The 25,805-nt window shown below is 45.1% G+C and carries 23 protein-coding genes; 17 read left to right on the top strand and 6 right to left on the bottom strand.

Annotated features, from left to right (window positions below; genetic code table 11):
• The first annotated feature begins 204 nt into the window (after positions 1-204).
• Positions 205-1,164 (top strand): peptidoglycan DD-metalloendopeptidase family protein, encoded by a 960-nt coding sequence (locus AC1DCV_RS20490; protein WP_477024909.1) that lies wholly within the window; start codon positions 205-207, stop codon positions 1,162-1,164.
• An 86-nt stretch (positions 1,165-1,250) separates the two neighbouring features.
• Positions 1,251-3,134: a DUF3472 domain-containing protein gene (locus tag AC1DCV_RS20485; protein WP_477024908.1), complete on the top strand. Its 1,884-nt coding sequence runs from the start codon at positions 1,251-1,253 to the stop codon at positions 3,132-3,134.
• A gap of 77 nt (positions 3,135-3,211) precedes the next feature.
• Here AC1DCV_RS20485 and AC1DCV_RS20480 read toward each other — a convergent pair whose 3' ends face one another.
• From AC1DCV_RS20480 to AC1DCV_RS20470, 3 genes are all read right to left on the bottom strand, one after another.
• A complete protein-coding gene (locus AC1DCV_RS20480; protein ID WP_477024907.1) occupies positions 3,212-3,430 on the bottom strand; it encodes a hypothetical protein in 219 nt (72 codons plus the stop codon).
• A 147-nt stretch (positions 3,431-3,577) separates the two neighbouring features.
• Positions 3,578-4,126: an RNA polymerase sigma factor gene (locus tag AC1DCV_RS20475; RefSeq protein ID WP_477024906.1), complete on the bottom strand. Its 549-nt coding sequence runs from the start codon at positions 4,124-4,126 to the stop codon at positions 3,578-3,580.
• 77 nt (positions 4,127-4,203) lie between these two features.
• Positions 4,204-5,283, bottom strand: a complete 1,080-nt coding sequence (locus tag AC1DCV_RS20470; protein ID WP_477024905.1) for a DUF2652 domain-containing protein — start codon at positions 5,281-5,283, stop codon at positions 4,204-4,206.
• A 102-nt stretch (positions 5,284-5,385) separates the two neighbouring features.
• Between AC1DCV_RS20470 and AC1DCV_RS20465 the strand changes: the two genes are divergently transcribed.
• The 5 genes from AC1DCV_RS20465 (at position 5,386) to AC1DCV_RS20445 (ending at position 10,552) form a co-directional block, all read left to right on the top strand.
• Positions 5,386-6,615, top strand: a complete 1,230-nt coding sequence (locus tag AC1DCV_RS20465; RefSeq protein ID WP_477024904.1) for an MFS transporter — start codon at positions 5,386-5,388, stop codon at positions 6,613-6,615.
• A 148-nt stretch (positions 6,616-6,763) separates the two neighbouring features.
• The gene (locus AC1DCV_RS20460; protein WP_477024903.1) at positions 6,764-7,600 is read left to right on the top strand and encodes an alpha/beta fold hydrolase; all 837 of its coding nucleotides are present in this window, start codon (positions 6,764-6,766) and stop codon (positions 7,598-7,600) included.
• Positions 7,601-7,683: 83 nt separating this feature from the next.
• Positions 7,684-8,652, top strand: a complete 969-nt coding sequence (locus tag AC1DCV_RS20455) for a hypothetical protein (RefSeq protein ID WP_477024902.1) — start codon at positions 7,684-7,686, stop codon at positions 8,650-8,652.
• Between the two features lie 13 nt (positions 8,653-8,665).
• Positions 8,666-9,370, top strand: a complete 705-nt coding sequence (locus tag AC1DCV_RS20450; protein ID WP_477024901.1) for a hypothetical protein — start codon at positions 8,666-8,668, stop codon at positions 9,368-9,370.
• 96 nt (positions 9,371-9,466) lie between these two features.
• On the top strand, positions 9,467-10,552 hold the full coding sequence (locus AC1DCV_RS20445) for an NADH:flavin oxidoreductase (RefSeq protein ID WP_477024900.1): 1,086 nt from the start codon (positions 9,467-9,469) through the stop codon (positions 10,550-10,552).
• 124 nt (positions 10,553-10,676) lie between these two features.
• Here AC1DCV_RS20445 and AC1DCV_RS20440 read toward each other — a convergent pair whose 3' ends face one another.
• Both AC1DCV_RS20440 and AC1DCV_RS20435 read right to left on the bottom strand, forming a co-directional pair.
• Complete coding sequence (locus AC1DCV_RS20440) at positions 10,677-13,109, bottom strand: TonB-dependent siderophore receptor (protein ID WP_477024899.1); 2,433 nt, start codon at positions 13,107-13,109, stop codon at positions 10,677-10,679.
• Between the two features lie 152 nt (positions 13,110-13,261).
• Positions 13,262-13,732 (bottom strand): RidA family protein, encoded by a 471-nt coding sequence (locus AC1DCV_RS20435; protein WP_477024898.1) that lies wholly within the window; start codon positions 13,730-13,732, stop codon positions 13,262-13,264.
• A gap of 159 nt (positions 13,733-13,891) precedes the next feature.
• Here AC1DCV_RS20435 and AC1DCV_RS20430 point away from each other — a divergent pair, with 159 nt between their 5' ends.
• The 7 genes from AC1DCV_RS20430 (at position 13,892) to AC1DCV_RS20400 (ending at position 21,550) form a co-directional block, all read left to right on the top strand.
• Positions 13,892-15,118: an MFS transporter gene (locus AC1DCV_RS20430; protein WP_477024897.1), complete on the top strand. Its 1,227-nt coding sequence runs from the start codon at positions 13,892-13,894 to the stop codon at positions 15,116-15,118.
• 276 nt (positions 15,119-15,394) lie between these two features.
• Positions 15,395-15,772 (top strand): nuclear transport factor 2 family protein, encoded by a 378-nt coding sequence (locus tag AC1DCV_RS20425; RefSeq protein WP_477024896.1) that lies wholly within the window; start codon positions 15,395-15,397, stop codon positions 15,770-15,772.
• Positions 15,773-15,801: 29 nt separating this feature from the next.
• Positions 15,802-16,185, top strand: a complete 384-nt coding sequence (locus AC1DCV_RS20420; RefSeq protein WP_477024895.1) for a DUF7674 family protein — start codon at positions 15,802-15,804, stop codon at positions 16,183-16,185.
• 97 nt (positions 16,186-16,282) lie between these two features.
• A complete protein-coding gene (locus AC1DCV_RS20415; RefSeq protein ID WP_477024894.1) occupies positions 16,283-17,983 on the top strand; it encodes a GMC oxidoreductase in 1,701 nt (566 codons plus the stop codon).
• A 352-nt stretch (positions 17,984-18,335) separates the two neighbouring features.
• Complete coding sequence (locus AC1DCV_RS20410; protein ID WP_477024893.1) at positions 18,336-19,274, top strand: hypothetical protein; 939 nt, start codon at positions 18,336-18,338, stop codon at positions 19,272-19,274.
• A gap of 92 nt (positions 19,275-19,366) precedes the next feature.
• Positions 19,367-20,308 (top strand): hypothetical protein, encoded by a 942-nt coding sequence (locus tag AC1DCV_RS20405; RefSeq protein ID WP_477024892.1) that lies wholly within the window; start codon positions 19,367-19,369, stop codon positions 20,306-20,308.
• 159 nt (positions 20,309-20,467) lie between these two features.
• Positions 20,468-21,550, top strand: a complete 1,083-nt coding sequence (locus AC1DCV_RS20400; protein WP_477024891.1) for a Gfo/Idh/MocA family protein — start codon at positions 20,468-20,470, stop codon at positions 21,548-21,550.
• Between the two features lie 39 nt (positions 21,551-21,589).
• Here AC1DCV_RS20400 and AC1DCV_RS20395 read toward each other — a convergent pair whose 3' ends face one another.
• On the bottom strand, positions 21,590-22,447 hold the full coding sequence (locus tag AC1DCV_RS20395) for an AraC family transcriptional regulator (RefSeq protein ID WP_477024890.1): 858 nt from the start codon (positions 22,445-22,447) through the stop codon (positions 21,590-21,592).
• Between the two features lie 138 nt (positions 22,448-22,585).
• On the opposite strand from AC1DCV_RS20395, the gene AC1DCV_RS20390 reads away from it, so the two are divergent.
• The 3 genes from AC1DCV_RS20390 (at position 22,586) to AC1DCV_RS20380 (ending at position 25,761) form a co-directional block, all read left to right on the top strand.
• Positions 22,586-24,121, top strand: a complete 1,536-nt coding sequence (locus AC1DCV_RS20390) for a sodium:solute symporter family protein (RefSeq protein ID WP_477024889.1) — start codon at positions 22,586-22,588, stop codon at positions 24,119-24,121.
• Positions 24,122-24,132: 11 nt separating this feature from the next.
• Positions 24,133-25,077 carry a dihydrodipicolinate synthase family protein gene (locus AC1DCV_RS20385; RefSeq protein ID WP_477024888.1) on the top strand — a complete coding sequence of 315 codons (945 nt, stop codon included), beginning with the start codon at positions 24,133-24,135 and terminating at the stop codon, positions 25,075-25,077.
• An 87-nt stretch (positions 25,078-25,164) separates the two neighbouring features.
• On the top strand, positions 25,165-25,761 hold the full coding sequence (locus tag AC1DCV_RS20380) for an RNA polymerase sigma factor (protein WP_477024887.1): 597 nt from the start codon (positions 25,165-25,167) through the stop codon (positions 25,759-25,761).
• Positions 25,762-25,805 lie beyond the last annotated feature (44 nt).

Below are 25,805 nucleotides of genomic sequence, written 5' to 3'. Positions count from 1 at the left end.
AAGATTATTTAAAGCCAGTGTATGGCGTATTGTATAATATTCAAAGCTAATGTAGTAGGGATTTGAGAATGACAAACGGGAGTGTATGGGCATTTAGAGGATATTGAAAAAAGATATTCCCCAACTTTTCAACCTGATCCGGAAAAATGGGATGTCCTGTAAGTTTATTGGTAAATTGAGCAACTAATCACCGAAACCTTTACCATGAAGCTAATAGCTGTTTTCTCCATTTTACTGTTATTCGTCTTTGGTGCTGCTTTCTCCCAGGAACCTGCGGAAAACCGGTACGCCGCCGCAAAATTTGAGCAATATTTTAACGCACATCAGTACGACAGTATCTTTGCTACCTTTTCTGAACAAACCAAAGTCAGTCTGCCAGCGGATAAAACCAACGCATTTCTAACCCAGCTGAACAACAGGTATGGACGTATCACGAAACGTACGTTCCTGGAGTACCATGCCCCGTTTGCCGTATATAAAACCACGTTTGAAAAAGGCGTTATACTACTGCAGATAGCGGCAGACAATAATAAAGCGATTACAGGATTGTATGCGAAGCCTTATGAAGAGCCGGATACCCTGCGGAACATCACGCCTATGCACCTGCCTTTTAAAGGAGAATGGACGGTGTTCTGGGGTGGTGATACCAAAGAGTTAAACTACCACGTGGTGGTGAAGTTCCAAAAGAATGCCTTTGATATTGTGATAAATAACAAAGAAGGAAAGAGCTTTAAAACCAATGGCAAAACCAACGAAGATTATTACGCATTTGGTCAGCCCATCATTGCTCCCTGCGACGGGGAGGTAGTATTGGCGGTAGACGGCGTCAAAGACAATATCCCGGGTGTGCTGAATCCTGTCTACGTTCCGGGAAATTCTATCTTAATAAAAACTAAAAACCAGGAATACGTTTTCTTCGCACACTTCAAACAAAATACTATAAAAGTAAAACAGGGAGATGTGGTGAAACAGGGACAATTACTGGGCCTGTGCGGCAATTCAGGGAACTCTTCCGAACCTCATTTACATTTTCATTTGCAGAATACAGAAGACTTTAATCAGGCTACCGGCATAAAATGTTTTTTTGATAACCTGACCGTCAACGGGGTTCCTAAAACCGATTATTCACCTATCAAAGGAGATAAGGTAAAGGGAAATGAATGATGATTTTTTGTAAGGGGATTTGCATTTTTTATAAAATATAATCATTATATTCAATGTAATTTCCTACTACCAAAATCTGTCGAACAATGAAAAAACTGTTACAATCATGGCGATACGCMATTTTAGGTGTGTCATTCCTATTAACGACACTGCATCCCGCTGAAACATATGCGCAGGGTGCCGCGCCCTCGCAACACCTGACATTCTCTTTTCCCGCTGATGCGGTATTGAAAATGCATAAGATTAAAATTGTGCAATCTGCTTTTACGGAGTATTTTGAAATGCATAGTTTTACGAACGGCTATGCAGGATTGCAACAAACGCCTGACAGCAGCAAAGGAAGCTCACATACCCTTATTTCATCGCTCTGGGATCCCAACACTGCCGGCGGCATTTACTCCGCGGTGCAATATAAAGCCAGTAACACCTATACCGGTCGTTTCGGTGGGGAAGGAGATGGGTATCAATCCATTAACCCCTACAACTGGACGCTTAACACCTGGTACAATATGGTGATCCGGTCATGGAAGTCGGGCGGACAGTTATATATCGCTACTTTCATCAACAACCTGAGTAATAACCAATGGTTTCATACCGCCACCTTATCGATTCCTGCACCTGTCAACTATTTAGGCTCCGGCAACGATGCCTTCCTGGAAAACTGGGATGATAACGTTAACTGGAATGGGGCCTTTGTACGTAAAGCATTTTTTAAAGATTGCTGGAACCTGAACACGGCGGGAGTATGGCAAAAACATACGAGTCGTACTTTCAGTGCCAACGCCGGTGATCAGGGACGCAACGGGATATACGACCGGGCTTTTAATGCAGGTTATGATGCTACGGAAGATGCCTATTTTATGGTGCATGGCGGAAGTACTACACCAGATGCCGCTTTCGGCACCGGACGTACGTTGTCATTGCCAGCACAAACCAACCAGGGAACGGCACCTGTGATCACTGCCGGTGTTATATCAACGGTGAGCGCTACGTACAGCAGCGGTACTACCACCATCAACTGGACCAACAGCAATACTACGGGGCCGCAGTTATCGGCTAAGGCAGAGATACTGAATGGTGCCGGCACTGTACTGAGTATTCAGCAGGACACGGTGCCACAGAAGCGCAGCGCGGTTATCACCGGTACGCTTGCCGCTGGTACCTATACTGCCCGCGTCACTATCCGGGATATTTTTAATAATGTATCTTCAGCAGTTACGAGCACTTTTACAGTTAGTGGCAGCACTGATACTACCTGGTACAAAATAAAAAATGCATATAGTAATCTGTATCTCGGTGTGAAAGATAGCAGCAAAGCAGACCTGGCAACTATCGCGCAATATAGCAATGGTAGTGGCTACCATCTGCAATGGTATCTCAGCACGCAGAATGGCGCGAAGGTGATCATCAATCGCCGTAGCGGGAAAGCCATTGATCTGCCGGGAAGCAGCCAGACAGCCGGCACGCACCCGATACAATACACCGTGCAAAATGGACTTAACCAGCAATGGAACCTGGTAGCTGTTACCGGCGGCGCCTACCTGATCCAGAGCAACCTGTCCAATCATTATGTGCTGGATGATTCTGCCAGCAGCACCATCAGCGGTACTGGTATTATTCTGTATCCTGCCAGTGGCAGCAACGGCGGTACTAATCAGCGTTGGCTGCTGGAACAGGTGGTGAATCCCCTGGGTGCCCAAAATGCAATGGTATCTCCTCAAACAGCGGCGTATACAACACCGGCTGGTACAAATATGCAGCTGTATCCTAATCCGGTACATAACAGCTTTTACCTGTTTGTAAAGAAGCAAAACGATCAGCCATCAGCGTATATTTATAGCCTGGAAGGGCGACTGGTAAAAAAGATAGTGGTATCGTCTACCCCCTCGCATGTGGACGTTTCTGCATTAGAAGGCGGAATGTATTTTGTGAAGTATGGTGATGAAACGATTCGGTTGGTGAAGCAATAACAGCAATGACCGTATAAATCAGCAAAGCCTGCAAACTATTTGCAGGCTTTGCTTTTGATGGTACATGCCGGAGTTTATTATCCGTTGATTTCTTTTCTATGCTTCACAAAAATTTTTCGGAGAAAGGTGGTTATGCTGTACGTCAGACTCATGGTAATGCATAATGGACATACTCCAAAACGAAAGAACAGGAGTACTGTTTTTTTATACCAGGGGATATTGGCAGGAATGACCGGGCAGCTGATACCATCACCGTCCACTTCTTTGATACCCCAGATATTGAGGGATGCTTTCATGTGGTCAGTTTTAGATTATCCGAAAAAGTGATAGATGCAGGTGGCTAATAAGGCAACAGCAGCAATACATAGCATGATCATGGTGTTTTTGTTCATTGGGCGTAGTTTTAAATGATTTCAACTATTAATACCCCATGCTTTTATTTATCACCCATTTATTTGTGCTTTATTTTTTACCTGTTGTATGCATTTGTATTGCTGGTTGGCGGCGGTATGTTTATTTTTCCAGCCCATTTTTTTCATCAAACTGCTCATAGGTTCTTTGTAAAAGAAAATGGCTTTTAAGATGCGTTGGCAATTTGCGGTGATCTTTGCCAGCCATGCCATCACCTTTTCTTCTCTGTCGGGTGGGCGCTGTAATTCGAACGTAGCTACTTCGCTGTCTGGCAGGTAGGGTTCCAGGTTATCAACGGGTAGGAGCTTATTATCCCGGAGTTTTTTCAGCCATAGGTTCCTGGCGATGGCGAATAAGTAGGTTTTTAATGAGGACGACAGGATAAAGTCCGTCTGCCGGACCTTTTGCAGGAGAACGATCATGGCTTCCTGGAAAATATCTTCAGCGTCTGCTGTGGTGCCGTTATGTTGGGTAACATAGGTAAATATGGAAGGATAGTATAGCCGATATAGCCGCTCAAACGCGCCCGCGTCTTCATTTCTCAGTTGGTCAACCAGGGTGTTGTCAGGTATTGTTTGCATTTGATGATAAAATTAGTCAATAGTCTATACCCAAACGCAGCGATTATCACCCATGCTATTGAAATTTATTTTTGCGGTCAGAATTCCAGGGGCACCACCATCTGTTTCACTACCGGCTCCAGGTTGTTCAGAGACCGCCGCCACCGGGCTTCCATCTCGCGTTTTTCCTGTAGCTGAAAGAGAATTTGCCGGACCGGATTTTTAGGTAAATAAAAATCTATGGTCAGCCTGGTTTTGTTTGCATCGGTTTTTTCGATGGTGTAACAGGTAACGTAATTCTTTTTTTCGGCTGTTTCACTGAACAGTACCTTTTCTTCGGGGTTATAGGTGAAGCTGCTGGTAAACATCAGTATTGCCTGCCCGTTTTGCATTACGTGCCGGTGACGACTGCCAATACCCGGCAAAAAATGTTCTACTTCGTCTACTGCCTTTACATCTTCCTGCCATTGATGACGGAATTCAAAATGTACTACGGTATACACCAGTGTTTTGATATCTGCGTCATAATCTCTGGACACCGATAACATTTTCTTTTTGTCTGCCAGAGCAGGCGCAGGGTCCGGCTCGGGGATGATGCTGTTTTTGAGTTCACTCAGTTGGGTATAGTGAAAGGGGATGTTGCCTGTTTCTGTTTGTTTGGTACTGGCATCCCATTTCATCCATTGCGCCAGGTCGGGTGGTGGGCCGTTTAACAGGTGATCTGTTACCAGCCAGTATTCATGTTGTTCAATATCGTTTTTGAGTAATTGATGTGCCAGGATCACATCTTTCCCAATTAACTTACTAAAATTCTTTACCTGGTAGGTAGTGAACTCTCCGTAATGGGTGATTACTTTCAGGCTAAGGTCAATGGCGGAGATACAGGCCCGGCATTGACAGATTTTGCGGTGGTCGTAGGTACTCAGGTGCCGGTGAAATTCACAGAACATCTTTTCCACCTGCCGGTACAATGCCGGTAGTTCCAGTGGCGCACCGAATTTATAAAACAGGATAGCATCTCCTTCTATTTCAGAGATTTCCAGGCCTGTTTCATTGGCATTGATCAGCACTTCCAGCAATTGCTGGATAATATGCCGGCTATGCCCGATCTCAATTTCATTCACAAAACGGGTGAAGCCACTTATATCAGGAATAAAAAGCAGCCCTTGATTTTCCATCTTTTACTTATTTATTTAAAGGTAATAAAAAAGCCGGTGGCGTATGGTGCTTAAGTTATTAAGTCCTAATTTTGCCGTGAACGAATCACCAGCAACTGTAAAATGACTACCAGCACTGTTAAAACCAAGCCGATAAAGGACGGAAATATCAGGATTGCCACCCTTCTCGCATTTGCGATGATCCCCATGTCGGGTTTCGCTACAGACATCTATATTCCGTCCCTGCCGGGAATGGCCGGCTCGCTGGGCATCACGAATAGTCAGGCCCAGCTTACCCTGAGCCTGTTCCTGATCAGTTATGGCGTATCACAGCTTTTTATCGGCAGTTTGCTCGACAGCTACGGCAGATATAAGATTGCGCTGGTATCTATGCTCATCTTTTGTGCTTCCTGCGTCACCATTGCCAATACACATAGTATTTATGTGATTTACGCCATGCGGATATTGCATGGTATTACCATTGCTGCTATGGTGGTAAGTAAGCGCGCATTTTTTGTGGACCTGTATTCGGGAGAGAAGCTAAAACATTATCTCAGCATTTTTACGATCATATGGTCCACCGGACCTATTGTGGCACCTTTCATTGGCGGGTACCTGGAAGTGAATTTCGGGTGGAGTTCCAACTTTTATTTCCTGGGTGCTTTTGGGGCTATCTTATTCCTGCTGGAATTTATTTTTAGCGGAGAAACCATCAAACATACCACACCGTTCCATCCGGGAAAAATCCTGTCTATTTATGCGGGTATGCTTCGCACCAGCAGCTTTACGCTGGGCGTATCTCTGTTGGGCCTGGGATATTCTATGGTGATGGTATACAACATGTCAGGTCCGTTTATCATTGAGCACTTTTTTAATCTGTCGCCGGTTGTTACCGGGTATTGCTCGTTGCTGCTGGGATTTGCCTGGATGGTAGGCGGTTTTATCGGCAAAGCAATGATCAACAAACCCTTTCCCCGTAAAATGAGCATCAATGTTGGATTGCAGCTGTTATCGGCGGTGGCATTGCTGCTAACCTTCTCCCTGTTTGGCGGACTATGGACGATATTGGTGTTTGCTTTCCTGGTGCATGTAGGCGCCGGGTTTACATACAATAATTATTTCACTTTTTGTTTGCAGCGATTCCCAAAGAACGCCGGTATTGCCGGTGGTCTGACAGGTGGTTTATCCTATGTAATCGTGTCTGTTCTCAGTTATAGCCTAATATATTTTCTGCCAGCAAAGGATGGCAGGAACCTGTCGTTCAGTTATATGTTCCTGATCCTTATCAGCGGCGTGGTGATGTACCGGGTGCTTTCCTTGAGCCGGAAAGAGGAGCAGGGCGTAACACCGTAGAACAAACGGTCATGTATATACGTTTCTTTAGTGGCAACATAAACCCGGAATGGGAAGTGTGACGTAATTGCCCCGCAATTTGCCGTTTTTACAACCCTCGCCGTTAGATATTCTCGCGTAAGTTTGTTTCATCTAAACAACGTACTATATGAAACGCAAATCAGCCTTCATCTTATTGCTACTCATCTCCGCATTTTTACAAATACATGCGCAGCAGCAAACGGGTAAATATGCCTCCGTGAACGGCTTAAAAATGTATTATGAAATCCATGGCAGTGGACAGCCATTGGTATTGATCCATGGAGGCGGATCTACCATTCAATCCAGCTTTGGCCGTATTTTACCGGAGCTGGCAAAAACACACCGGGTGATTGCTGTAGAGATGCAGGCGCATGGACATACAGCAGATATAGACCGCCCATTGAGCTTTGAACAGGATGCGGATGACGTGGCTGCATTGCTTAAAGAACTCCATATCGCAAAAGCGGATATTATGGGTTTCAGCAATGGTGGCACTACTTCGCTGCAAATAGCGATCCGCCACCCGGAAATCGTGAATAAGCTGATCCTGGCTTCTGCGCTTTACAAACGGGATGGCATGCCTCCCGGCTTCTTTGATGGTTTTTCACAAGCTACCCTGGATGTGATGCCCAAGTCACTGAAAGCGGCTTACCAGGAAGCAAATCCTGACCCCAAAGGTCTGCAGCGTATGTTTGACCGCGATGTGGCCAGGATGAAAGGATTTACAGATATCAGCGATGCGGATATTAAAGCGATCCAGGCGCCTGCACTGGTGGTGAATGAGTCGATCAACGGAGTGCTGCCAGATCATGCACTGCTGCTGTCACGTACGCTGCCACATGCACAATTAGTCATTTTTCCCGGCGGACACGGCGCGTACATGGGGGAAATAGATTCACCCAATAAGAATAGTACAATGCCGGATGCTTTGCTCATCCTGATCAATGAGTTCCTTCAAAACTAAATCACATTATCTTCCTGTTAAAGCGATCCGGAACAGCAATTGTTAAAAGCCTTTCGATTAAATTTAATAACTAAATTAGTTGAATGAAAGGTTTTTGGAAGTACTTCTGGATCATATATATCCTCTTCTTCGCGATCCCATTCCCCCTCTTTATTTATTACATGACGGTGTATGGGATCGTGGAAGTGGATACCAATCCCTGGCTGGCGTTGATCTACCTGGTTATATCTGTTATATTATGGATCATATTATTGCAGGGCTGGTTCAGAAAATGGGTATTGATGCCCTTTATCATGCAAAAGAACATCAGGCATCTTTTAACAGATGGCGCCAGGAAAGAAGCCAGGATTACACATAGCCAGGAACTGATATCCGCCGGAAATAATCTTGTCACGAAAGAAATTATATGTACGCTGCAGAACTTCGTGGGCACAACTATTACAGAAAAGTTAGTCGTAAATGATAGTCAGCCTGCTCTTCGCCGTTATGAGACAGGGAAAACAGTCCAGCTACGTATTGATCCTACGCTTAAGGCCATTCCACCCATCACCCCTGATGGTGTGCAGGTAAGCATAAAAACAGGCGGGATACTATTGCTGGGCATCGTTTGGTTAGTAGTAGTGGCGGCAGTTATCGGGTATTACCGCTATGCTTATATCCTGGAAAACAGTGGCATGGGCTGGCGTTTTCTCAGGTTTTATCACCCGCTCCTCCTGATTCCTTTAATCCTACTGTTGACCCGCTTTGGCCTGATGAAATTATTTAAATTCATCGGAGGTTCACCGGCTGCCTTGCTACGCTTTAAATATTACGGCATACGTACCGATGCGCAGATTGTATCTGCTTCGCAAACGGGCACTTATATTAACGAGCAACCCCAGCTACGGTTTGAGCTACGCTACCAGGATGCCACCGGCATCAGTCATACTGCTTCGTTAAAGAAAATAATTCCACTCCTGGAGCTGGACATCGCCAAACAAGCGACTATCCCCATTTTTTATCTGAAAGAAAAACCGGAGCAAATAGCCTTTGCGAGCGATGTGGAAGCTTAAAAGAAATATGATCATGCAGTTACAAAAGATAATATCCATCGTATTAGTGACAGGGTGTATGTCCTGCCAGTCATTCCGGGATTCTATTCATGATACCTTCAATGGTACTAATACAGATAGCACCCGTCAGCATGCAGGAACGCCTGCGGCTAACAGGATGGTGGAAGAGAGCAGCAGTACTACCGTTACTTCTTCCACTGTACATACCAGCAGTACAGTGACTTCGTCCACGGAACACAGCAGCAGTAATGGTTTCCTGGCGAATGCAGCCAGGCTGACGGCCGCAGAACGGGCGCTTCGTCACTTACCGGCTTTCGCAGGAAAGGATATTTATTTATATGAAGGCATTCATTTTTATGATGACGGCAGGATAGGTACCAAAGTGCAGCATCCGCAAAACCCGGCATATATTGATGAATACGAGTTTGTGAATGGAAACTGGAAGGCGCCGGAACCCGTGCAGCTCTCTGTACACGATGATATACAAAAACGACTGCTTAAACTGGATGATATTAGTTTTGGCAGTGTAGCAACGGTGTACCGGAATTACCAGCTAAAAGCTGATAGTGTGACCGGCACCAAGCCTCTTACACATGTATACGCCATATTTGATAATAAGACCTTCAACTGGTATCCCCAATCCCTTGATGGTAGCAGGGAACGCTATTTTATTAGTTTTACGAAAGATGGCAACCTGCAGCGTTTTTACCGTGAGTAGGGCTTTGTAAGGTGGTTTGTCCCCCTCCGGGAGTTTCGATCGTTATGAGGTTGAAATTATTTCCCGCGAGGAGTATAACTAACCAACAAAGCAAGTATGAATACAGACAGCTTATTCAGGCCATTCCGCCTGAAATCCCTGAACACAAGGAATCGTTTTGTGATGTCCGCCATGACCAGGTCTTTTTCTCCCGGAGGAGTGCCTGGCGCTGATGTGGCCAGCTATTACCGCAGAAGAGCGGAAGGAGAAGTGGGCTTAATCATTTCAGAGGGAACGGTCATTGACCGGCCATCTTCTTCAAAGGAGCCGGATGTACCCCAATTTTATAGTGCGCCTTCGCTGGAGGGCTGGCAAGAGGTGATAGATGGCGTCCTCGCCGCAGGAGGCCAAATGGCGCCACAGCTCTGGCATGCAGGCATACAGGATCCTGCGCCGAATGGTTGGGTACCGCAGGTGCCATTTGAAGGACCATCTGGTGTTGGTAACGGTCGTGCTATGACGGATGCAGACATCGCTGATACCATCGCAGCTTTTGGTCGTGCTGCAGCAAATGCAAAACAGATGGGCTTTAATAGTATAGAAGTGCAGGGCGCGCATGGCTATCTTATTGACCAGTTTTTTCGGGAAGATACCAATACCAGGACCGATCTTTTCGGTGGTAAAACACTGGCCGAACGTACCAGGTTTGGAGTAGAAGTGACCAAAGAAATAAGGAGGCAGGTAGGGGAAGATTTCGCGCTGATCATGCGCGTATCGCAATGGAGCTTCAAAAACTTCCATGAAAAGCTGGCCCCGACACCGCAGGAAGTGGAAGCGTGGCTAACGCCGCTGGCTGATGCCGGCATAGATATTTTTCATTGCTCTACCCGTAGGTTCTGGGAGCCGGAATTTCGGGGATCTGATCTGAACCTGGCTGGCTGGGCCAAAAAACTGACAGGAAAAGCTACCATCACCGTGGGTTCCGTTGGTTTAGATAAAGATGTTACCTCGTTGTATGTTGGTGAAAATTCATCGCCCGCCTCCATTGATGAGCTGATTCGCCGAATGGATAATGATGAATTTGACCTGGTAGCGGTAGGCCGGTCTATCTTAACAGATCCTTACTGGGTGCAGAAATTGAAGGAGAACAGGATGCATGAATGGCAGGGATTCAATAAAGAAGTGCTGGGTAAATTAGTGTAACGGGATATACGATGCGGCGCGCATCGGTGGAAACGAAAAATAAAGAGTAGCATCCAGATAAATTTTTAATAAAAACGCCTTCCTGTTAATCAGCAGGAAGGCGTTTTTTTTGTGAAAATATTTTTTAGAACTTATACGCAAAAGCAGCGGCAAAATTCCTTGGTTTCTGCGGGTTAATAGACCAGTAACCCGTGTAATAAACTTCGTTGGTGATATTGTTCACTGCAAGTGAAATCCGGAATTTCCTGGCATTGTAAAATACCGTACCATTTAACAGCGTATAGGAAGGCAATAGGAATACGCCAGTTTTGCTGTTATCAATTACTTTATACACGCCGCCATAATTACCTCCGAAGCCGAGTCCGAAGTTTTTCAGGATGCCGTTACTGAATTTATAGGTGGCCCAAAGGTTAGCGAGGTCCTGGGGGCCTTGTCCACCCGGACTTCTACCTGGTTCGCCATAAAAGTCATCTTTAGCGCCGGAAATGATTTTGGTTTCATTATGGCTATAGCCTGCAATAATATTCAGACCGTTTAACGGATGAGCGCTTACTTCAAACTCAATCCCTTTGCTGCCTACCTTTCCGCCTTGTGTAACATCGTGCTGATTCTGCGCATCGGGCATTACCCTGTCTGATACTTTGATATCATATACAGATACTGTACCGGTTAGTCTGCCATCAAGCAGGGTGGTTTTAACACCGTATTCGAATTGATCAGCATGTTCTGGTTTGAAGGATTTTACCCGGCTGTTATTACCATCAGCATCGGATACTGTTTGTGGCGCCACATTGATGAATGCATTCATATAGTTGGCAAACAGGGATACTTTGTTCAGGATGGGCTGATATACGATACCAAACTTTGGCGATACAGCAAACTGGCTGTAATCGTCATCAGGGTTATTTTTATCTCCTTTTGAATCGAAGTAGTCGGCGCGTAAGCTCACCATGGCAATTAAAGCTGGTGTGATATTGAGTACGTTGGAAAAGTAGGCGCTGTAGGAACTATTGGAGATGTTGGTTTTGGTGCTGTCCAGCGGCGCCAGCAACTGTTTGATAGCAGCCATGGTTAAATCTATCGGCGGGGCGGGCTCGCCGGTTTCCGGATTAAAATAACCTATTTCTCCCCGGGGTGTAACGTTTCTTGCGGAGGCCCATCCGGTGCTGTTTTCAACAACATGACGATGGTAATAATCGAGTCCCACCAGCAGGCGGTTTCTCATATTACCAATTTTGAAATCACCGTTGAAGTTTTGTTGTATGTCGAGAGAGTTCGTCTTTTGATTTTCGTAATGGAAATACTGCTGGAACCATTTGTCGCCGGGCACATCGTCCCATATATAGGTATAAATTCCATCGGATTTAATTCTTCCGGTAGACACCACTGTCTGTGATTTCCATTGGGAAGAGAGCTTATACAGCATTTGCGCCTGTAGGTTAAAACGCGGGTTACGGATCGTGAGATCGTTGTTGGTAAAGGATAACTTGTTGTTGAGATTCAGCGCCTGCACGGTTTTGAAATCCAGTAAGGCGTCCCTGTTGGATTGGAAGAAGATAGGCGGTGCAGCCCTTTTTTCCTGCATGATTTCTGCCATTACGCTAAAGGACAGGCGGCTGTTTACTTCATAGGAAAAGGAGGGTGCAATGAAAAACGATTTCTTGAAACCTGCATCCTGGAAGGTGTTTTCGCTATGAACAGCGCCATTTAAGCGGAGTGCGATTTTTTTCTTTTTGCTTAACGGGGTATTGATGTCAATGGTGATTCTGTTTAAGTCAAAGCTACCAGTGTTGTAGGTGACTTCTCCTCCAAAAGTATAGTAGGGCTTTTTGGTAATGGTGTTAATCATGCCACCATAACTTTGAAAGCTACCGCCGAAAAGTGTACCAGACGGGCCTTTGATGACTTCTGTTTCTTCTACATCTGCCGGATCCGGATTGCCGCTGGTAATACCTGGCAGGCCGTTATACAGGGAAGGCTGTGCATCAAATCCACGCAGTGCAAAATAGGAGGCGCCATCGCCCGCTCTGCCGGTAGATTCCCAGGTTCTGGTAATGCCGGGTACATTGCGTAAGGCATCGTCATAGTTGGAGATGACCTGTTGCTTTAAAAGCTCGGATGATACCGTAGTATATACCTGCGGGTTTTCGAGTTTTTCCAGTGGCATTTTGGCCACCGATTTATTTTCTTTCTTAATATTATTGGATGACACAGTTACTTCATGGAGCTGTGCTGCGTTTTCTTTCAGTATGAAATCAACCTGCATGGTTTGCCCCGCGGTAACGTTGATCTGCTTTTCTTCCGCAATAGATACCAGGTCGCTGACCAGCAAGGTCCAGGTGCCTGGTTTTACATTTTTGATGCTGTATACGCCTTGCTCGTTGCTGATGTCGCCCCATCTGGCATTTTTAATTCTGATGGTAACGAGTGGGGCTGGTTTGCCGTCACTGGTGGTAATAGTGCCTTTAATTGTACCGTTGTTGTCTTTAGCACTTTGCGCATACAGGCAGGTAGTGGTAAACAGACAGGTCATTAAAAGTAAAAGCCGATGAAACATTTAAAGTGTGATTTGGTTGTGTGATCAGTTAGACTACAAAGGTTGATCACAGACCGCATCTTTAGTTATGCCAATCGGGAAAATCATTTACGCAATACGGAAAAAGAGAATAGATGAACGGAATAGGGTTTGGGAGTTACTCCCGAAAGTCACTATTTCTTGGGGAGTATGGCAGTGGCTTCAATTTCAATCAGTATATCACTTCTGAACAGCTTATTCACCTGCACCAGCGTGCTGGCAGGAGGCGTTTGGGTATTGATAAATTTATCCCGGGCATTGCGGATGGCCTGAATCTGGGTTACATCCGTTGTAAAATAGCCCAGCTTCACCAGGTTGTCCATGGTTCCGCCGGCATCTTCAATAATGCTTTTAATGTTCTGGAATACCTGTTCTGCCTGTTTACCGGCATCGTCTTTTCCTACAAGGTTGCCTTCTTTGTCCAGGGCTACCTGGCCGGAGAGGATAAGCATTTTGCAATTGCCCAGGTCAATAACGGCGGCCTGGGAATATCCCTTGGGTACGTGTACGGTAGTGGGATTAACCATTTTCACCATAGGTGACTTTGTTTGAGAAAAAGCGGCCAGCGAAATAAACAGGGCGGGCAGGAATACGATTTTTTTCATGCGGATATTTTTACGGGATCTAAAGATAATGATTCCCATTTTCCGCCTGGTAAAAAAATCGGTAAAGAAATAGTCGGGCGCTCCGGATTTTTATTTTAAATAAAATAGATCCAACAGGGATTAGCCCGGTCTGATTTAACGTCTTTAGTTATTAAAAGAATGGACAAAGCAAACATAAAAGTAAGGCAATTATTTTCTATCCCTGTAATGGTAGCGGCATTGGGCTATTTTGTAGATATATACGACCTGTTGTTATTCAGTATTGTGCGCATTCCCAGTTTGCAGGCACTACATGTAGGTGAGCGTGAGTTGCTGAAGAAAGGTATTTACCTGATCAATATGCAAATGGCCGGTATGCTGCTGGGCGGCATCCTGTGGGGCATCTATGGCGACAAGAAAGGGCGGTTATCCGTTTTGTTTGGCTCTATTTTATTATACTCCCTGGCAAATATTGCCAATGGGTTTGTGACTACCGTAGATCAATATGCGCTCCTGCGTTTTATTGCAGGGGTAGGACTTGCAGGAGAACTGGGCGCCGGCATCACGCTGGTAGCCGAGATCCTGCCAAAGGAAATACGGGGATATGGCACTACCATTGTATCGGCGGTAGGTGTGTTGGGAGCTGTGCTGGCTTACATGGTGGCCGATATGTTTGACTGGAAAATTGCTTATTTTATTGGTGGAGGTCTGGGCCTGGCATTACTCGTACTACGATTTAATGTATTTGAGTCGGGTATGTTTAAAGCGGTAAAGAAAGAGACGACCTCCCGCGGAAATTTCTTTGCATTGTTCACAACTACTGCCATGTTTTATAAATACCTGCGCTGCATCCTGATAGGATTACCTATCTGGTTTGTGATAGGTATACTGGTTACTTTTTCTCCCGAATTTGGAAAAGCTATTGGTCTTACCACTACCGTGTACGCCGGTAAAGCAGTGATGTTTTGTTACATCGGACTTTCGCTGGGAGACATCAGCAGCGGGCTTTTAAGTCAGTACCTGCGGAGCAGGCGGAAATCGGTATTTGTTTTTATTATCCTCACCATTGTTACGGTAGCCATCTACCTGGTACAAGCCTCACAAAGTATTTTCATTTTTTACGGGTTATGTTTATTGCTGGGATTTGCCATTGGTTACTGGGCATTGTTTGTAACCATTGCTGCAGAACAGTTTGGTACTAACCTGCGGGCAACGGTAGCCACCACCGTGCCTAATTTTGTACGAGGCAGCGTCAATATTTTTACGCCATTATTCCTGTTGTTAAAAGATCATACCAGTGTAACCCAGGCGGCAGGCATTATTGCGCTCGCCACTATTATACCTGCTTTATTAGCGCTTTGGAAAATGGAAGAAACTTTTTCAAAAGATTTGAATTATACGGAGTAGCTGCTTTGGCAAACAGCAGATGCCATCAATGTGAAGACAGCAGTTGATCCGAATTACTCACATATGGAAACTGCGGTGAAGACATTTCAGGATGCATTAAAATGGCTGATGGGAGATAAATAGTGTTGCTGCATTTTACAGGTGTGCGGTTATAAAACAGGACTCGTGAGAAAAGAAGTTCACGGCGTATTGTTACAAGACATTAAATTTAGCCTTAAATTTGGGTAATATGCTACTGTAACCCACCCAATATTTAATACTAAATGACCGCGTCTGATGAAGCAGAGAGAACAAATCATTAACAACTATATTGCCGCTTATAACAGCTTTGACTCCGACAGGATGGTGGCCGATTTTGACGATAACATCCGTTTTGAAAATATTTCAAACGGGAAGACAGACATGACACTGGTGGGCGTGGAGGCCTTTAAACAACAGGCGGAACAGGCAAAGCGCCTGCTTTCTGAAAGAAAACAAACCATCTTATCGTTCGTACATGAAGCGGATAAAACCACTATTGAAATCGACTACTTTGCCATCTTAGCGATTGATCTGCCCAATGGACTAAAAAAAGGAGCTGAACTCAAATTGTCAGGTGTGTCTGTTTTTAAATTTGAAGGCAATAAAATTATAGCATTATCTGATATCAGTTAGTAACGGGAAGTATCCTATTATATCGACCTATGAGCACGTGGCGCAAAAAAGCAATGGAATGTCTGCCTGATTGTAAAAAAGAATTTGAAAGCCGGGATACGAATATCTACCTGGTGTTTTCAGTGGTGTTGTCCTCCACAGTAGAAGCGCATAAAAACAATGATACCGCGCAACTGAAGAAAAATTATGATTTTGCAGCATGGTGCTTTAGTCAAAAAACAACAAAGCATTTATGGAATGCTGCTGCTGTTGCGTTTTATGAACATCTCGGGGATCACCCAGCTACCCGGCAGGCGATGTCGCAATGGATAACGCGGGAGACTTATGATCATATACGCGTGTTGTTGGAACTGAGGATGGATGAAGCTATGATGAAAGAGGTAGATGCCGGTTTTGGAATCAAAAAAAAGTAAGGCTAGTGTAAAAATTACACGTTTCCGCTCATACCAAAATATAATTCCCTTTCTCATTATTTTATTATTTTCCTGCCTGACCAATATTCTCCTATGTATGGCTAACTTAAACCTTAAAGCGAAAGGGTTAAATACGTATGATGCTATTGTAGTAGGCTCCGGTATTTCCGGCGGCTGGGCTGCTAAGGAACTCTGCGAAAAGGGACTCAAAGTATTGCTGCTGGAACGCGGAAAACAACTGGAACATATAAAAGACTACACTACTGCAACGAAAGCTCCCTGGGAAGTACAGCATAGAGGAGCGCTCACCAACATTCAACAGAAAGAACATCCTTTCCTGATCCGGGAAAGGGCATATTCAGAGTTTAACGAAAGTTATTGGTTGAAGGATGCGGATAGTCCGTATCTGGAAAAGAAACGTTTCGACTGGGCCCGTCCAGACATCGTAGGGGGCCGTTCTATCATGTGGGGCCGCGGATCGCTCCGGCTCAGTGACCTGGATTTTGAAGCCAATATAAAAGAGGGCATAGGCATCGACTGGCCTATCCGTTATAAGGACCTGGCGCCCTGGTATGATCATGTGGAAGCTTTTGCCGGCATCAGCGGTCAGGCAGAAGGGCTGGCGCATTTGCCGGATGGTGTTTTTCAGCCACCAATGGAAATGAATTGTTTTGAGAAACAGGTGAAAAGCAGGATAGAGTCCACCTTCCCGGATCGGCGCATGACTATTTTCCGTACGGCCAATCTTACGCAGCCGATCGGTGACAGGGGGAAGTGTCAGTATCGGGATCGTTGCGCCCGCGGATGCCCTTTTGGCGCTTATTTCAGTACGCAATCGTCTACACTGCCTGCTGCCGTGAAAACCGGTAATCTTACCCTGCATCCGGATGCCATTGTAAACAGCATTATCTACGATGAAAGCAAAGGCAAAGCCGCCGGGGTACGGGTGATAGATAAGCATAGCAAAGAAATGCAGGAGTTCTATGCGAATATCATCTTTCTGAATGCTTCTACACTGGGCAGCACCTTTGTGCTGATGAACTCTGTGTCTAATCGTTTCCCGCAAGGATTAGGCAACGATAACGGTGTGCTGGGACATTATCTCATGGATCATCATTTTCATGCCGGCGCAAGTGGGATATCAGAAGATTTTAAAGATAAATATTACTATGGGCAGCGTCCGGCAGGATTTTATATTCCCCGGTTCCGCAACGTGGGTAAAGACAAACGTTCCTATCTGCGGGGATTCGGCTACACCGGTTACAGCAGCCGTAGCGGATGGTCCAGGGGGATTGCTGAGCTGGGCATCGGTGATGCATTCAAAGATTATCTGTCGGAGCCAGGGCCCTGGCAAATGGGATTGATGGGCTTCGGTGAATGCCTGCCCTACGAAGAAAATAAGGTCACCCTGGATCATAGTGTGAAGGACGCATGGGGGCAACCGGTATTACAGCTTAATTGTGAATTCAAAGATAATGAGCGGCAAATGCGGAAGGATATGGACCAGGATGCAGTGGCGATGCTGGAAGCGGCAGGACTGAAAAATGTGCAGCCTTTTAACAGGGATTCTTATCCAGGTATGGCCATACATGAAATGGGGACTGCCCGCATGGGGAAAGATCCCCGTACTTCTATCCTCAATGAATGGAACCAGGTGCATAGCGTTAAGAACGTATTCGTTACTGATGGCGCCTGTATGACTTCTTCTGCGTGTCAGAACCCTTCGCTGACCTATATGGCAATTACTGCCAGGGCCGCGGATTATGCGGTGAAAGAATTGAAACGACAGCAACTGTAATGAATACAAAAAAACCTCTCTTTAACAGATTTTAAAGAGAGGTTTTTTTATGCAGCAACAGTGAATAAAAAATAACTGGTGTAGAAAAAAATGTTATTTTGCACGAGATTTATTTTATAACAAAAAGTTCTATACCAATAAAAGAGTAACCCAAATGGTTTGTATTTCCTGATAAGCAACTGGTTTTTTTGGTTGCTGATTTTTAAGATGATTGTTGCCTGATTGTATGTAGCACAGAGTATCTTCAGTAATATAACAGCTTATCTTAGTCAGCCCCGATAGCTATACCTATCATGTGCCAACGGCACATCCTGCATGTGAAATTTGTCCATTTCTAAATACTATTATGCTCATGAAAAAAACATCCTTATTGCTGATAGCTATCAGCATGTGCTTTTTCGCCTGTAAAAAAGGCGACGAGCCTCAAGTTACCAAGTCAGACAAGGAAAAGGTTCCTGTTAATTTAAATCTGTCGGGTTTTATCCAGCAAACCGAGTCGATGCCGCTTGCCCAGGGCAGGAAATCAACCGCCAATAGTGCACGTGACAGTGCATTGCGAAATAAAATAACTGACATTTATTATTTTGCATTTGATTCATACGGTTACAAGGCAAGTTCCGTACATCAACAGTTTGCTTCGGATAGTGCTAATTTCGGCAGATTGAATGATACGCTCTATTCAGGCGATTATACTTTCTTTTTAATTGCATCGAACTCACCTGTTAATTTTACATCGAATCAATTAGATATGGCAGCGATTAACTCTGTTATTGGCACATCTAATAGTATAACGCCGTTTAAAGATGTATTTTATAAGAAGTTGACACTAAGCCTTGGGAAAGGAGCTTATCCACCGCAGGATCTGGCGCTCAACAGAATTGTCGGTAATTTACAGGTGGACGTACTGGACGCAAACGTTAATTCCGGCTACCAGGTTACTGTTGTGGCGGAAGGAGAGAATCCAACTACTCCACTGCAAACCCTGACCTTTGTTAAGGACCCTTTTGATAACAGCGGTTTTCATATAAATATGCCGAAGGTATCACCAGTAACTTTTAGCAACAATGTTATTAATACTACAGGGGAGCTTACCGTTACTATCACCGCAAAGAATAATACTACAGGAGATCAGATTCAACGTGTAGTAGAACACGTAAAATGTTATAAGAACAAGAAAACTACCGTCACAGGAAGATTAAATATTCCGGGTGCTCCTGAAAGCAACACAAAAGATTTCCAGATAAAGGTGAATGATGACTGGTCTCCGAATGATAATAATATCGGATTTTAATTCTTGTGTTAATTGCACATTTTCAATGTACCAAAATTCCGGAGAGAAGGATGATGGCATCCCGTATCTCTTTTATAATAAAAACAAAAAAGATGAAAAGGTTTTCTATTCTAATTATAGCAGCATCCCTATTTCTTTTTTCCTGTAAGAAAGAAGAAAGTACACCAACGACCTCTCCTGTATCAGGGGCAAAGGCGTCGGTGAGATTTAATGTGTCTGATTTTCTTCAGAAGGTGGAAACCCTTCCTGGCGCCAGAAAGTCAAATGCAACCGGAAATGCCCGTGAAGTAAATTTGAACAAAAAAGTACAATATATCTACTATCGGATATTTGATAACAATACACAGCAAATCGTCACCTACCTGAATCAATCCTATGCTTTGGACAGCGCTTCTTTTGGCGTTTTTAAGGATTCATTGAGCACAGGCGCCTATACACTGATTGCAGTGGCGTCGACTGATTCGCTGGATATTAAAGGAATTAACAGCCTGAGTACACTTACTTTATATGGACGGTTTGTAAATTATCCGACATTAATCAAACCTTACGCGGATATATTTACCAAGAAATATTCCTTTAATGTAGGAGCAGGCGGTTATACAATGGATGTTGCACTGGATAGAATAGTGGGCAAGCTGGAAGTACGTTTACCTGATGCCACCTATCCTTTATATAATATTTCTGTAGATGTACAGGGAGGGGAATTTGACGAGTACGACCTGAACACCGGGCAGCCGAAAACCCTTCTTTCCACATTACCTTCCATGATCATTAACCGCGCAAATGACACTACATTTAGTAGTTTTGTATTGAATACTACCCGCGAATTTTCTGTTAATATAAATGTTACGAATACTTATACTAATATTACGGTTAGTAAAACGATAGAACATGTTCGTTGCTATGCTAACAGGAAAACAATTATCAGCGGGAATATAGTTAGCTTTGATCCGAATTTGCCTTTTGGCTTATCAAACTTCTCCATAACAGTAAATGATGAATGGGATAATGACGGCCCAACGATTCCTTACTAGTAATATCTAAATACATTTTAAAAGAGATGGGCTGATGACTTTCAGCCCATCTCTTTTTTTTATAACATCACTTTTCGTGCGCTACGAAGCTTTTTGTTTGTAAATATATCTCCTTGAATGTATCTTACCATTCTGTTAGAAAAATAAAACGTGCATTGTATGTCTGAATCATTGAAACCTTTACGCGTATTAGTAGTGGGGTGTGGTAATATGGGCGCTTCCCATGCAACTGCCTTTCACACATTGGATGGATTTGAGATCTGTGGTATTGTATCCACCGGCGCCAGCAAGCAGGTGCTGAATGATAAGCTGGGTGGAGGTTATAGCCTGTATAGTCATTATGAAGAAGCATTGGCAGCCACCCAACCGGATGCCGTATGCATTTCCACGTATCCGGATACACATGAAAGCTTTGCGATTACGGCATTGGAACAGGGATGTCATGTATTTATAGAAAAACCACTGGCCGACTCTGTTGCAGGAGCAGAGCGTGTGGCAGCGGCCGCCCGCAAAGCCGGTAAGAAACTGGTAGTGGGTTATATACTCCGGCATCATCCTTCCTGGCAGCGGTTTGTGGAACTGGCGCAGCAACTGGGTAAGCCACTGGTGATGCGCATGAACCTCAATCAGCAAAGTTCGGGTAACAAATGGATGGTACACCGTAACCTGCTGCAGAGTTTGAGTCCTATTGTAGATTGCGGTGTTCACTATATTGATGTGATGTGCCAGATGACCCGCTCAAAACCAGTACAGGTATACGCTATCGGCGCCAGGCTTTCTGATGATGTGCCGGCAGATAATTATAACTACGGACAGTTACAGATCCGTTTTGAAGATGGTTCTGTAGGTTGGTATGAAGCCGGCTGGGGGCCTATGATGAGCGAAACCGCCTTCTTTGTTAAAGATGTGATCGGACCGGAAGGATCCGTATCTATTGTTGCTAAAGATGCCGGCGGCGCCGGTAAGTCTGATAACGTAGACGCACATACTAAAACAGAGTCGCTCCGTTTCCATCATGCTGCGCTGGATGAAAACGGGAAATTTATAAAAGAAGATACCTGGATCACGATGGAAGGAGAACCTGGTCACCAGGGCTTATGCGACCGGGAACAATTATATTTTTTACAGGCTATCCGGGAAGATGTGGACCTCACGGAACATGTGCAGGATGCGGTAAACAGTCTCCGTATTGCTTTTGCCTGTGATGAGTCTGTACGTACCGGTAAGGTGGTAATGCTCTGATAAAAATGCTTTGAGCAATGTGCGGCCTTCGTATGTTGCTCAAAGCTTATCCCGGAATGTTTTGGGCGACACGCCCATGATTAGTTTAAAAGATCTGGAAAAAGTATACTGATCCGGATATCCCATTTCCCCCGCAATTTCTTTCACGGTAAAATCTGTTTCTCTTAATAGCTGGCTGGCCTTCTGCATGCGGAGGGAAGTGAACAGCTGAATAGGAGAGTAGCGTGTTTTTTCTTTGAATAACGCAGAAAGATAAGAAGCAGAGAAACCCGTTTCGCGCGAAAGGTCTGCCAACGTTAAGTGTTGATCCAGTTGTTGCTTCATTAACGTGATACATTGTTCTATGATATTTTCTGCGCCGTGTTTCATGTAATTAAAAACGGTGAGGCGGAAAGTGCCGAGGAAACTATAGAACCGGAAGTTGGCATATAACAGGTTCTCAATATTATTCATGAGGTCCAGGTGATGCAGAATATCATCAAACTGCGCATTCCTGCCCACCAGTGGCGGGATGGTGTGCGGCTTTAGGGCAGTACCGAGGTAACGGTATATATCATCTGCCAGCAGTCCGGAAAACTGTACGGAATACAAACGCCAGGGATCATCCGGAGAGGGCCCCGAACGAAAAGTGGTGTTCGCCGGAATGATCAGGTACTGATTGGTTTTGATGACCGATCTTTTTTTGCCCACTTCCAGCCAGCCCTTGCCATGTGCAGAGTATAACAGGGTATATGCCGGCGATGCCTTTACTTCGCCGGGCTCTCTGGCAGTATTTTCAGGATAGCGGCCAATGTTGGTAATAAAAAGATTCCTGCCAAGCGGATGTTTTTCCAGCTTACGTTTCAGGTGGTCAGGCAAGATCCATGTACTGGGTGTGTTGGCGGCAAGGTGATTCATGGTGATAGTAATTTAAGCCATTCTTTTCATAACCTGCAACATTGTTTGATACAAAAAAAAAGACAACCTTAGCATAAGAAAGCAGCACTGTGATTTTTTGTTTCCACGTATGAAATTATCAACCAATAGCGAACACCTATGCATCAAATGCCTTTAATTGATCTGGCTGTCATTGTGATTTACCTGCTGTGTATGATCCTGGCAGGACTATGGTTTTCCAGGAAAAACAAGAATGCCGCACAATTCACAACAGCCTCCGGAACTATTCCGGGCTGGGCATTGGGACTTTCGTTGTACGCTACTTTTTTAAGCAGTAATACTTTTCTGGGGGTGCCCGGAAAATCTTTCGGCAGCAACTGGAATGCATTTGTATTCAGCTTGTCGATGCCCTTGGCGGCCTTTATTGCGGCAAAGTATTTTGTGCCATTCTATCGCCATAGCGGTGAAGTAAGTGCCTATACGCATCTGGAACGCCGCTTTGGCCCCTGGGCCAGAACATACGCCATGGTTTGTTTTATGTTGATGCAGCTGGCCAGGATGGGGTCTATCTTTTTCGGTGTAGCGCTCGCGCTGCAGGCGCTCACCGGTTTGGAAATGCGTACAATCATGACCGTTACAGGCATCTGCATTATCATATATACGGTGTTGGGAGGTATGGAAGCGGTCATCTGGACAGAAGTACTACAGGGCATCGTTAAAACCGCCGGGGCGTTAATTATCCTGGGGCTGGTGATTACAGGGATGAACAATGGGATCGCCGATATTTTCAGGATTGGAATAGACAACGCTAAGTTTTCACTGGGGAGTTTTAATCCGGCCGATGTGAGTACCTCTACTTTCTGGGTGGTATTACTCTACGGATTTTTCATCAACCTGAATAATTTCGGTATGGACCAAAACTATGTACAGCGCTATCATACAGCCAGGTCTGAGCAGGAAGCTTCCCGCAGTATCTGGTTATGTGTATACTGGTATGTGCCGGTAAGTATGGTCTTCTTTTTTATTGGTACGGCCTTATTTGCCTATACGCAACAACATCCGGAAATGATACTGGCGGTGAAGCAAACAGTAGCTGCCGAGCGGCATGTGCCTGTGGAAACCTTGTTGCCAGCAGATTACGGCGATAAAGTATTGCCCTGGTTTATGGTCACAAAAGTGCCCAAAGGATTGCTGGGGTTAATTGTTGCCGCTATTCTGTCAGCAGCTATGAGCACCGTGAGTAGTGGTATGAACAGCACCGCTACTGTTTTTCTGAAAGATATTTACCAGCGGTATATCAACCGGGCATCCGCTCCTGAAAAAGATATGAAGGTACTCTACATCGCTACTACGGTGACAGGTCTGCTGGCCATTCTATTTGGCATCTCCATGATAGGAGTGAAAAGCATCCTGGATATGTGGTGGGAATTATCGGGCATCTTCGCCGGCGGTATGTTGGGTTTATTTCTGCTGGGCATTGTGTCCAGAACAAAAAATGCCGTCGCCGTTACTGCTACTCTGATAGGACTGGTGGTAATTCTCTGGATGTCACTTTCAAAATACCTGCCTGCGGCATGGGAGCAATGGCGTAGTCCGTTGCATGTGCACCTGATTATTGTGGTGGGCACTTTATCAATATTCCTGGCGGGCATGCTGTTAACGCGGCTGCAACGCAGGGCACTCCCTGAATCTTAAACCTGTTTGTTATGCAAAAGAAATTCGTACCGGTGATGATCACACCGTTTAATCTGAAAGCACAGATTGATCACGACATGGTGGAGCAGTTGATAGACTTTTACCTGGAAGCTGGTGTGAAAGGTTTTTTCGCTAACTGTCTTTCTTCCGAAATGTACAGCATCAGTGAAGATGAGCGGCTGGAGCTCACCCGCCATGTAGTCCGCTATGTAAATGGCCGGGCGCCGGTAGTCGCTACCGGATCGTTTGGATTAACTATTCCCGACAAGGCGTTGTTCACCCAAAAGATCCACGATACGGGAGTAGATTCGGTGATCATGATCACCGGGCACTTTGCGAACATAGACGAGCCGGATGATATCCTGCTGCAAAGATTTGAGCAGCTGTTTTCGCTCACCGGAAATATTCCCCTGGGCTTGTATGAATGCCCTGCACCTTATAAAAGGGTGATAACTCCGGAGATTTTAGCTACATTGTTGGCCACCAACCGGTTGATTTATCATAAAGATACGTCCTGCAGTGTAGAAAACGTAAGGGCTAAACTGGCCGTGACGGCGGGGAGCAGGCTGGAGTTCTACGATGCGCACACGCCTAACGCGGTCGCCTCTATGAAAATGGGTGCTGCCGGCATGTCGTCTATCTCCGGCAATTTTTATCCGGAAATACTGGTATGGCTGTGTAACCATATCAACGATGAAAGCAAACAGGAAGATGTACGCTGGATACAGGCGGAGTTGCAAAGGGTAGATCCGCTGATTCATATAGGGTACCCCTTGAGTGCCAAATACTTTTTACAGCTGAGGGGGCTGCCGGTGCGTACTATCAGCCGCGCACATGCGCTGGAACTAACGCCGGAGCAGAAGGGGACGTTACAGCAGATTTACCGTGATTTCAAAGGCTGGTGCGATAGATTACAGATAAAGGAAGTGGTGACAGCTATCTTGCCTTCACATTAATTAGTTGTTATTTTTCGACCGGAAATTATGATGGCAAACGGCCAATGTGTAGTTTAGAGAAATCCTTATTCCTAATTCACATAAGAGATGTCAACCAGCCTTTATAATTCGCAGCAAGACGAAAAGTTCCTGTGGGTCCGGCTCTGTGAAGGAGACCGGGATGCTTTCKGGGAAATATACCGGCGCTATTTTCCGTTGTTGTTCCGGTATTGTATCCGGTTTACAACGGATCGTAGCCTGGTAAAAGACATGTTGCAGGACTTCTTTTCACAGTTGTTCCTGCAACGCGCCGGTCTTGCCACGCCTGTCAACCTGAAAAGTTACCTGCTGGTATCTGCCAGAAGAAAATTATTCCGCTACCTGGAGAAATCATCCAGACTGCCCGGCGGCCTGGACGAAGGCACCATATCACTCTTCGACCTGGAACTGTCTCCTGAAAGTATCCTGATCCACCGCCAACATACAGAGCAAGCCAACCGCCTGCTGCAGCAAAAATTGAACGCACTCACCCTCCGGCAAAAAGAAGCGATCTATCTCCGTTTTTACGAAAACCTTACCTATGAGGAGATTGCGGAGATTATGGTATTGAAAGAAGTAAAATATGCACGCACTTTAATATACCGCGCGATAGCAGAATTAAAGGAGTTACTGGCGCCCAATGAATCGGCCCTGATGTTCCGTTAAAAGATAATTTAAAAAAAGATTGATTTTCCTGAGGGCATTTCTTC

The organism is Chitinophaga sp. 10T418 (genome assembly GCF_056394125.1).
Note: the sequence above shows the minus strand (reverse complement) of the source record. Positions and strands in the feature narration are given on the sequence as shown.

Excerpts from the sequence above, each read along its gene's own strand:
- AC1DCV_RS20490 (WP_477024909.1), top strand. The coding sequence starts at position 205 with ATGAAGCTAATAGCTGTTTTCTCCATTTTACTGTTATTCGTCTTTGGT.
- AC1DCV_RS20480 (WP_477024907.1), bottom strand. The coding sequence starts at position 3,430 with ATGAAAGCATCCCTCAATATCTGGGGTATCAAAGAAGTGGACGGTGAT.
- AC1DCV_RS20475 (WP_477024906.1), bottom strand. The coding sequence starts at position 4,126 with ATGCAAACAATACCTGACAACACCCTGGTTGACCAACTGAGAAATGAA.
- AC1DCV_RS20470 (WP_477024905.1), bottom strand. The coding sequence starts at position 5,283 with ATGGAAAATCAAGGGCTGCTTTTTATTCCTGATATAAGTGGCTTCACC.
- AC1DCV_RS20465 (WP_477024904.1), top strand. The coding sequence starts at position 5,386 with ATGACTACCAGCACTGTTAAAACCAAGCCGATAAAGGACGGAAATATC.
- AC1DCV_RS20460 (WP_477024903.1), top strand. The coding sequence starts at position 6,764 with ATGAAACGCAAATCAGCCTTCATCTTATTGCTACTCATCTCCGCATTT.
- AC1DCV_RS20455 (WP_477024902.1), top strand. The coding sequence starts at position 7,684 with ATGAAAGGTTTTTGGAAGTACTTCTGGATCATATATATCCTCTTCTTC.
- AC1DCV_RS20450 (WP_477024901.1), top strand. The coding sequence starts at position 8,666 with ATGCAGTTACAAAAGATAATATCCATCGTATTAGTGACAGGGTGTATG.
- AC1DCV_RS20445 (WP_477024900.1), top strand. The coding sequence starts at position 9,467 with ATGAATACAGACAGCTTATTCAGGCCATTCCGCCTGAAATCCCTGAAC.
- AC1DCV_RS20440 (WP_477024899.1), bottom strand. The coding sequence starts at position 13,109 with ATGTTTCATCGGCTTTTACTTTTAATGACCTGTCTGTTTACCACTACC.
- AC1DCV_RS20435 (WP_477024898.1), bottom strand. The coding sequence starts at position 13,732 with ATGAAAAAAATCGTATTCCTGCCCGCCCTGTTTATTTCGCTGGCCGCT.
- AC1DCV_RS20430 (WP_477024897.1), top strand. The coding sequence starts at position 13,892 with ATGGACAAAGCAAACATAAAAGTAAGGCAATTATTTTCTATCCCTGTA.
- AC1DCV_RS20425 (WP_477024896.1), top strand. The coding sequence starts at position 15,395 with ATGAAGCAGAGAGAACAAATCATTAACAACTATATTGCCGCTTATAAC.
- AC1DCV_RS20420 (WP_477024895.1), top strand. The coding sequence starts at position 15,802 with ATGAGCACGTGGCGCAAAAAAGCAATGGAATGTCTGCCTGATTGTAAA.
- AC1DCV_RS20415 (WP_477024894.1), top strand. The coding sequence starts at position 16,283 with ATGGCTAACTTAAACCTTAAAGCGAAAGGGTTAAATACGTATGATGCT.
- AC1DCV_RS20410 (WP_477024893.1), top strand. The coding sequence starts at position 18,336 with ATGAAAAAAACATCCTTATTGCTGATAGCTATCAGCATGTGCTTTTTC.
- AC1DCV_RS20405 (WP_477024892.1), top strand. The coding sequence starts at position 19,367 with ATGAAAAGGTTTTCTATTCTAATTATAGCAGCATCCCTATTTCTTTTT.
- AC1DCV_RS20400 (WP_477024891.1), top strand. The coding sequence starts at position 20,468 with ATGTCTGAATCATTGAAACCTTTACGCGTATTAGTAGTGGGGTGTGGT.
- AC1DCV_RS20395 (WP_477024890.1), bottom strand. The coding sequence starts at position 22,447 with ATGAATCACCTTGCCGCCAACACACCCAGTACATGGATCTTGCCTGAC.
- AC1DCV_RS20390 (WP_477024889.1), top strand. The coding sequence starts at position 22,586 with ATGCATCAAATGCCTTTAATTGATCTGGCTGTCATTGTGATTTACCTG.
- AC1DCV_RS20385 (WP_477024888.1), top strand. The coding sequence starts at position 24,133 with ATGCAAAAGAAATTCGTACCGGTGATGATCACACCGTTTAATCTGAAA.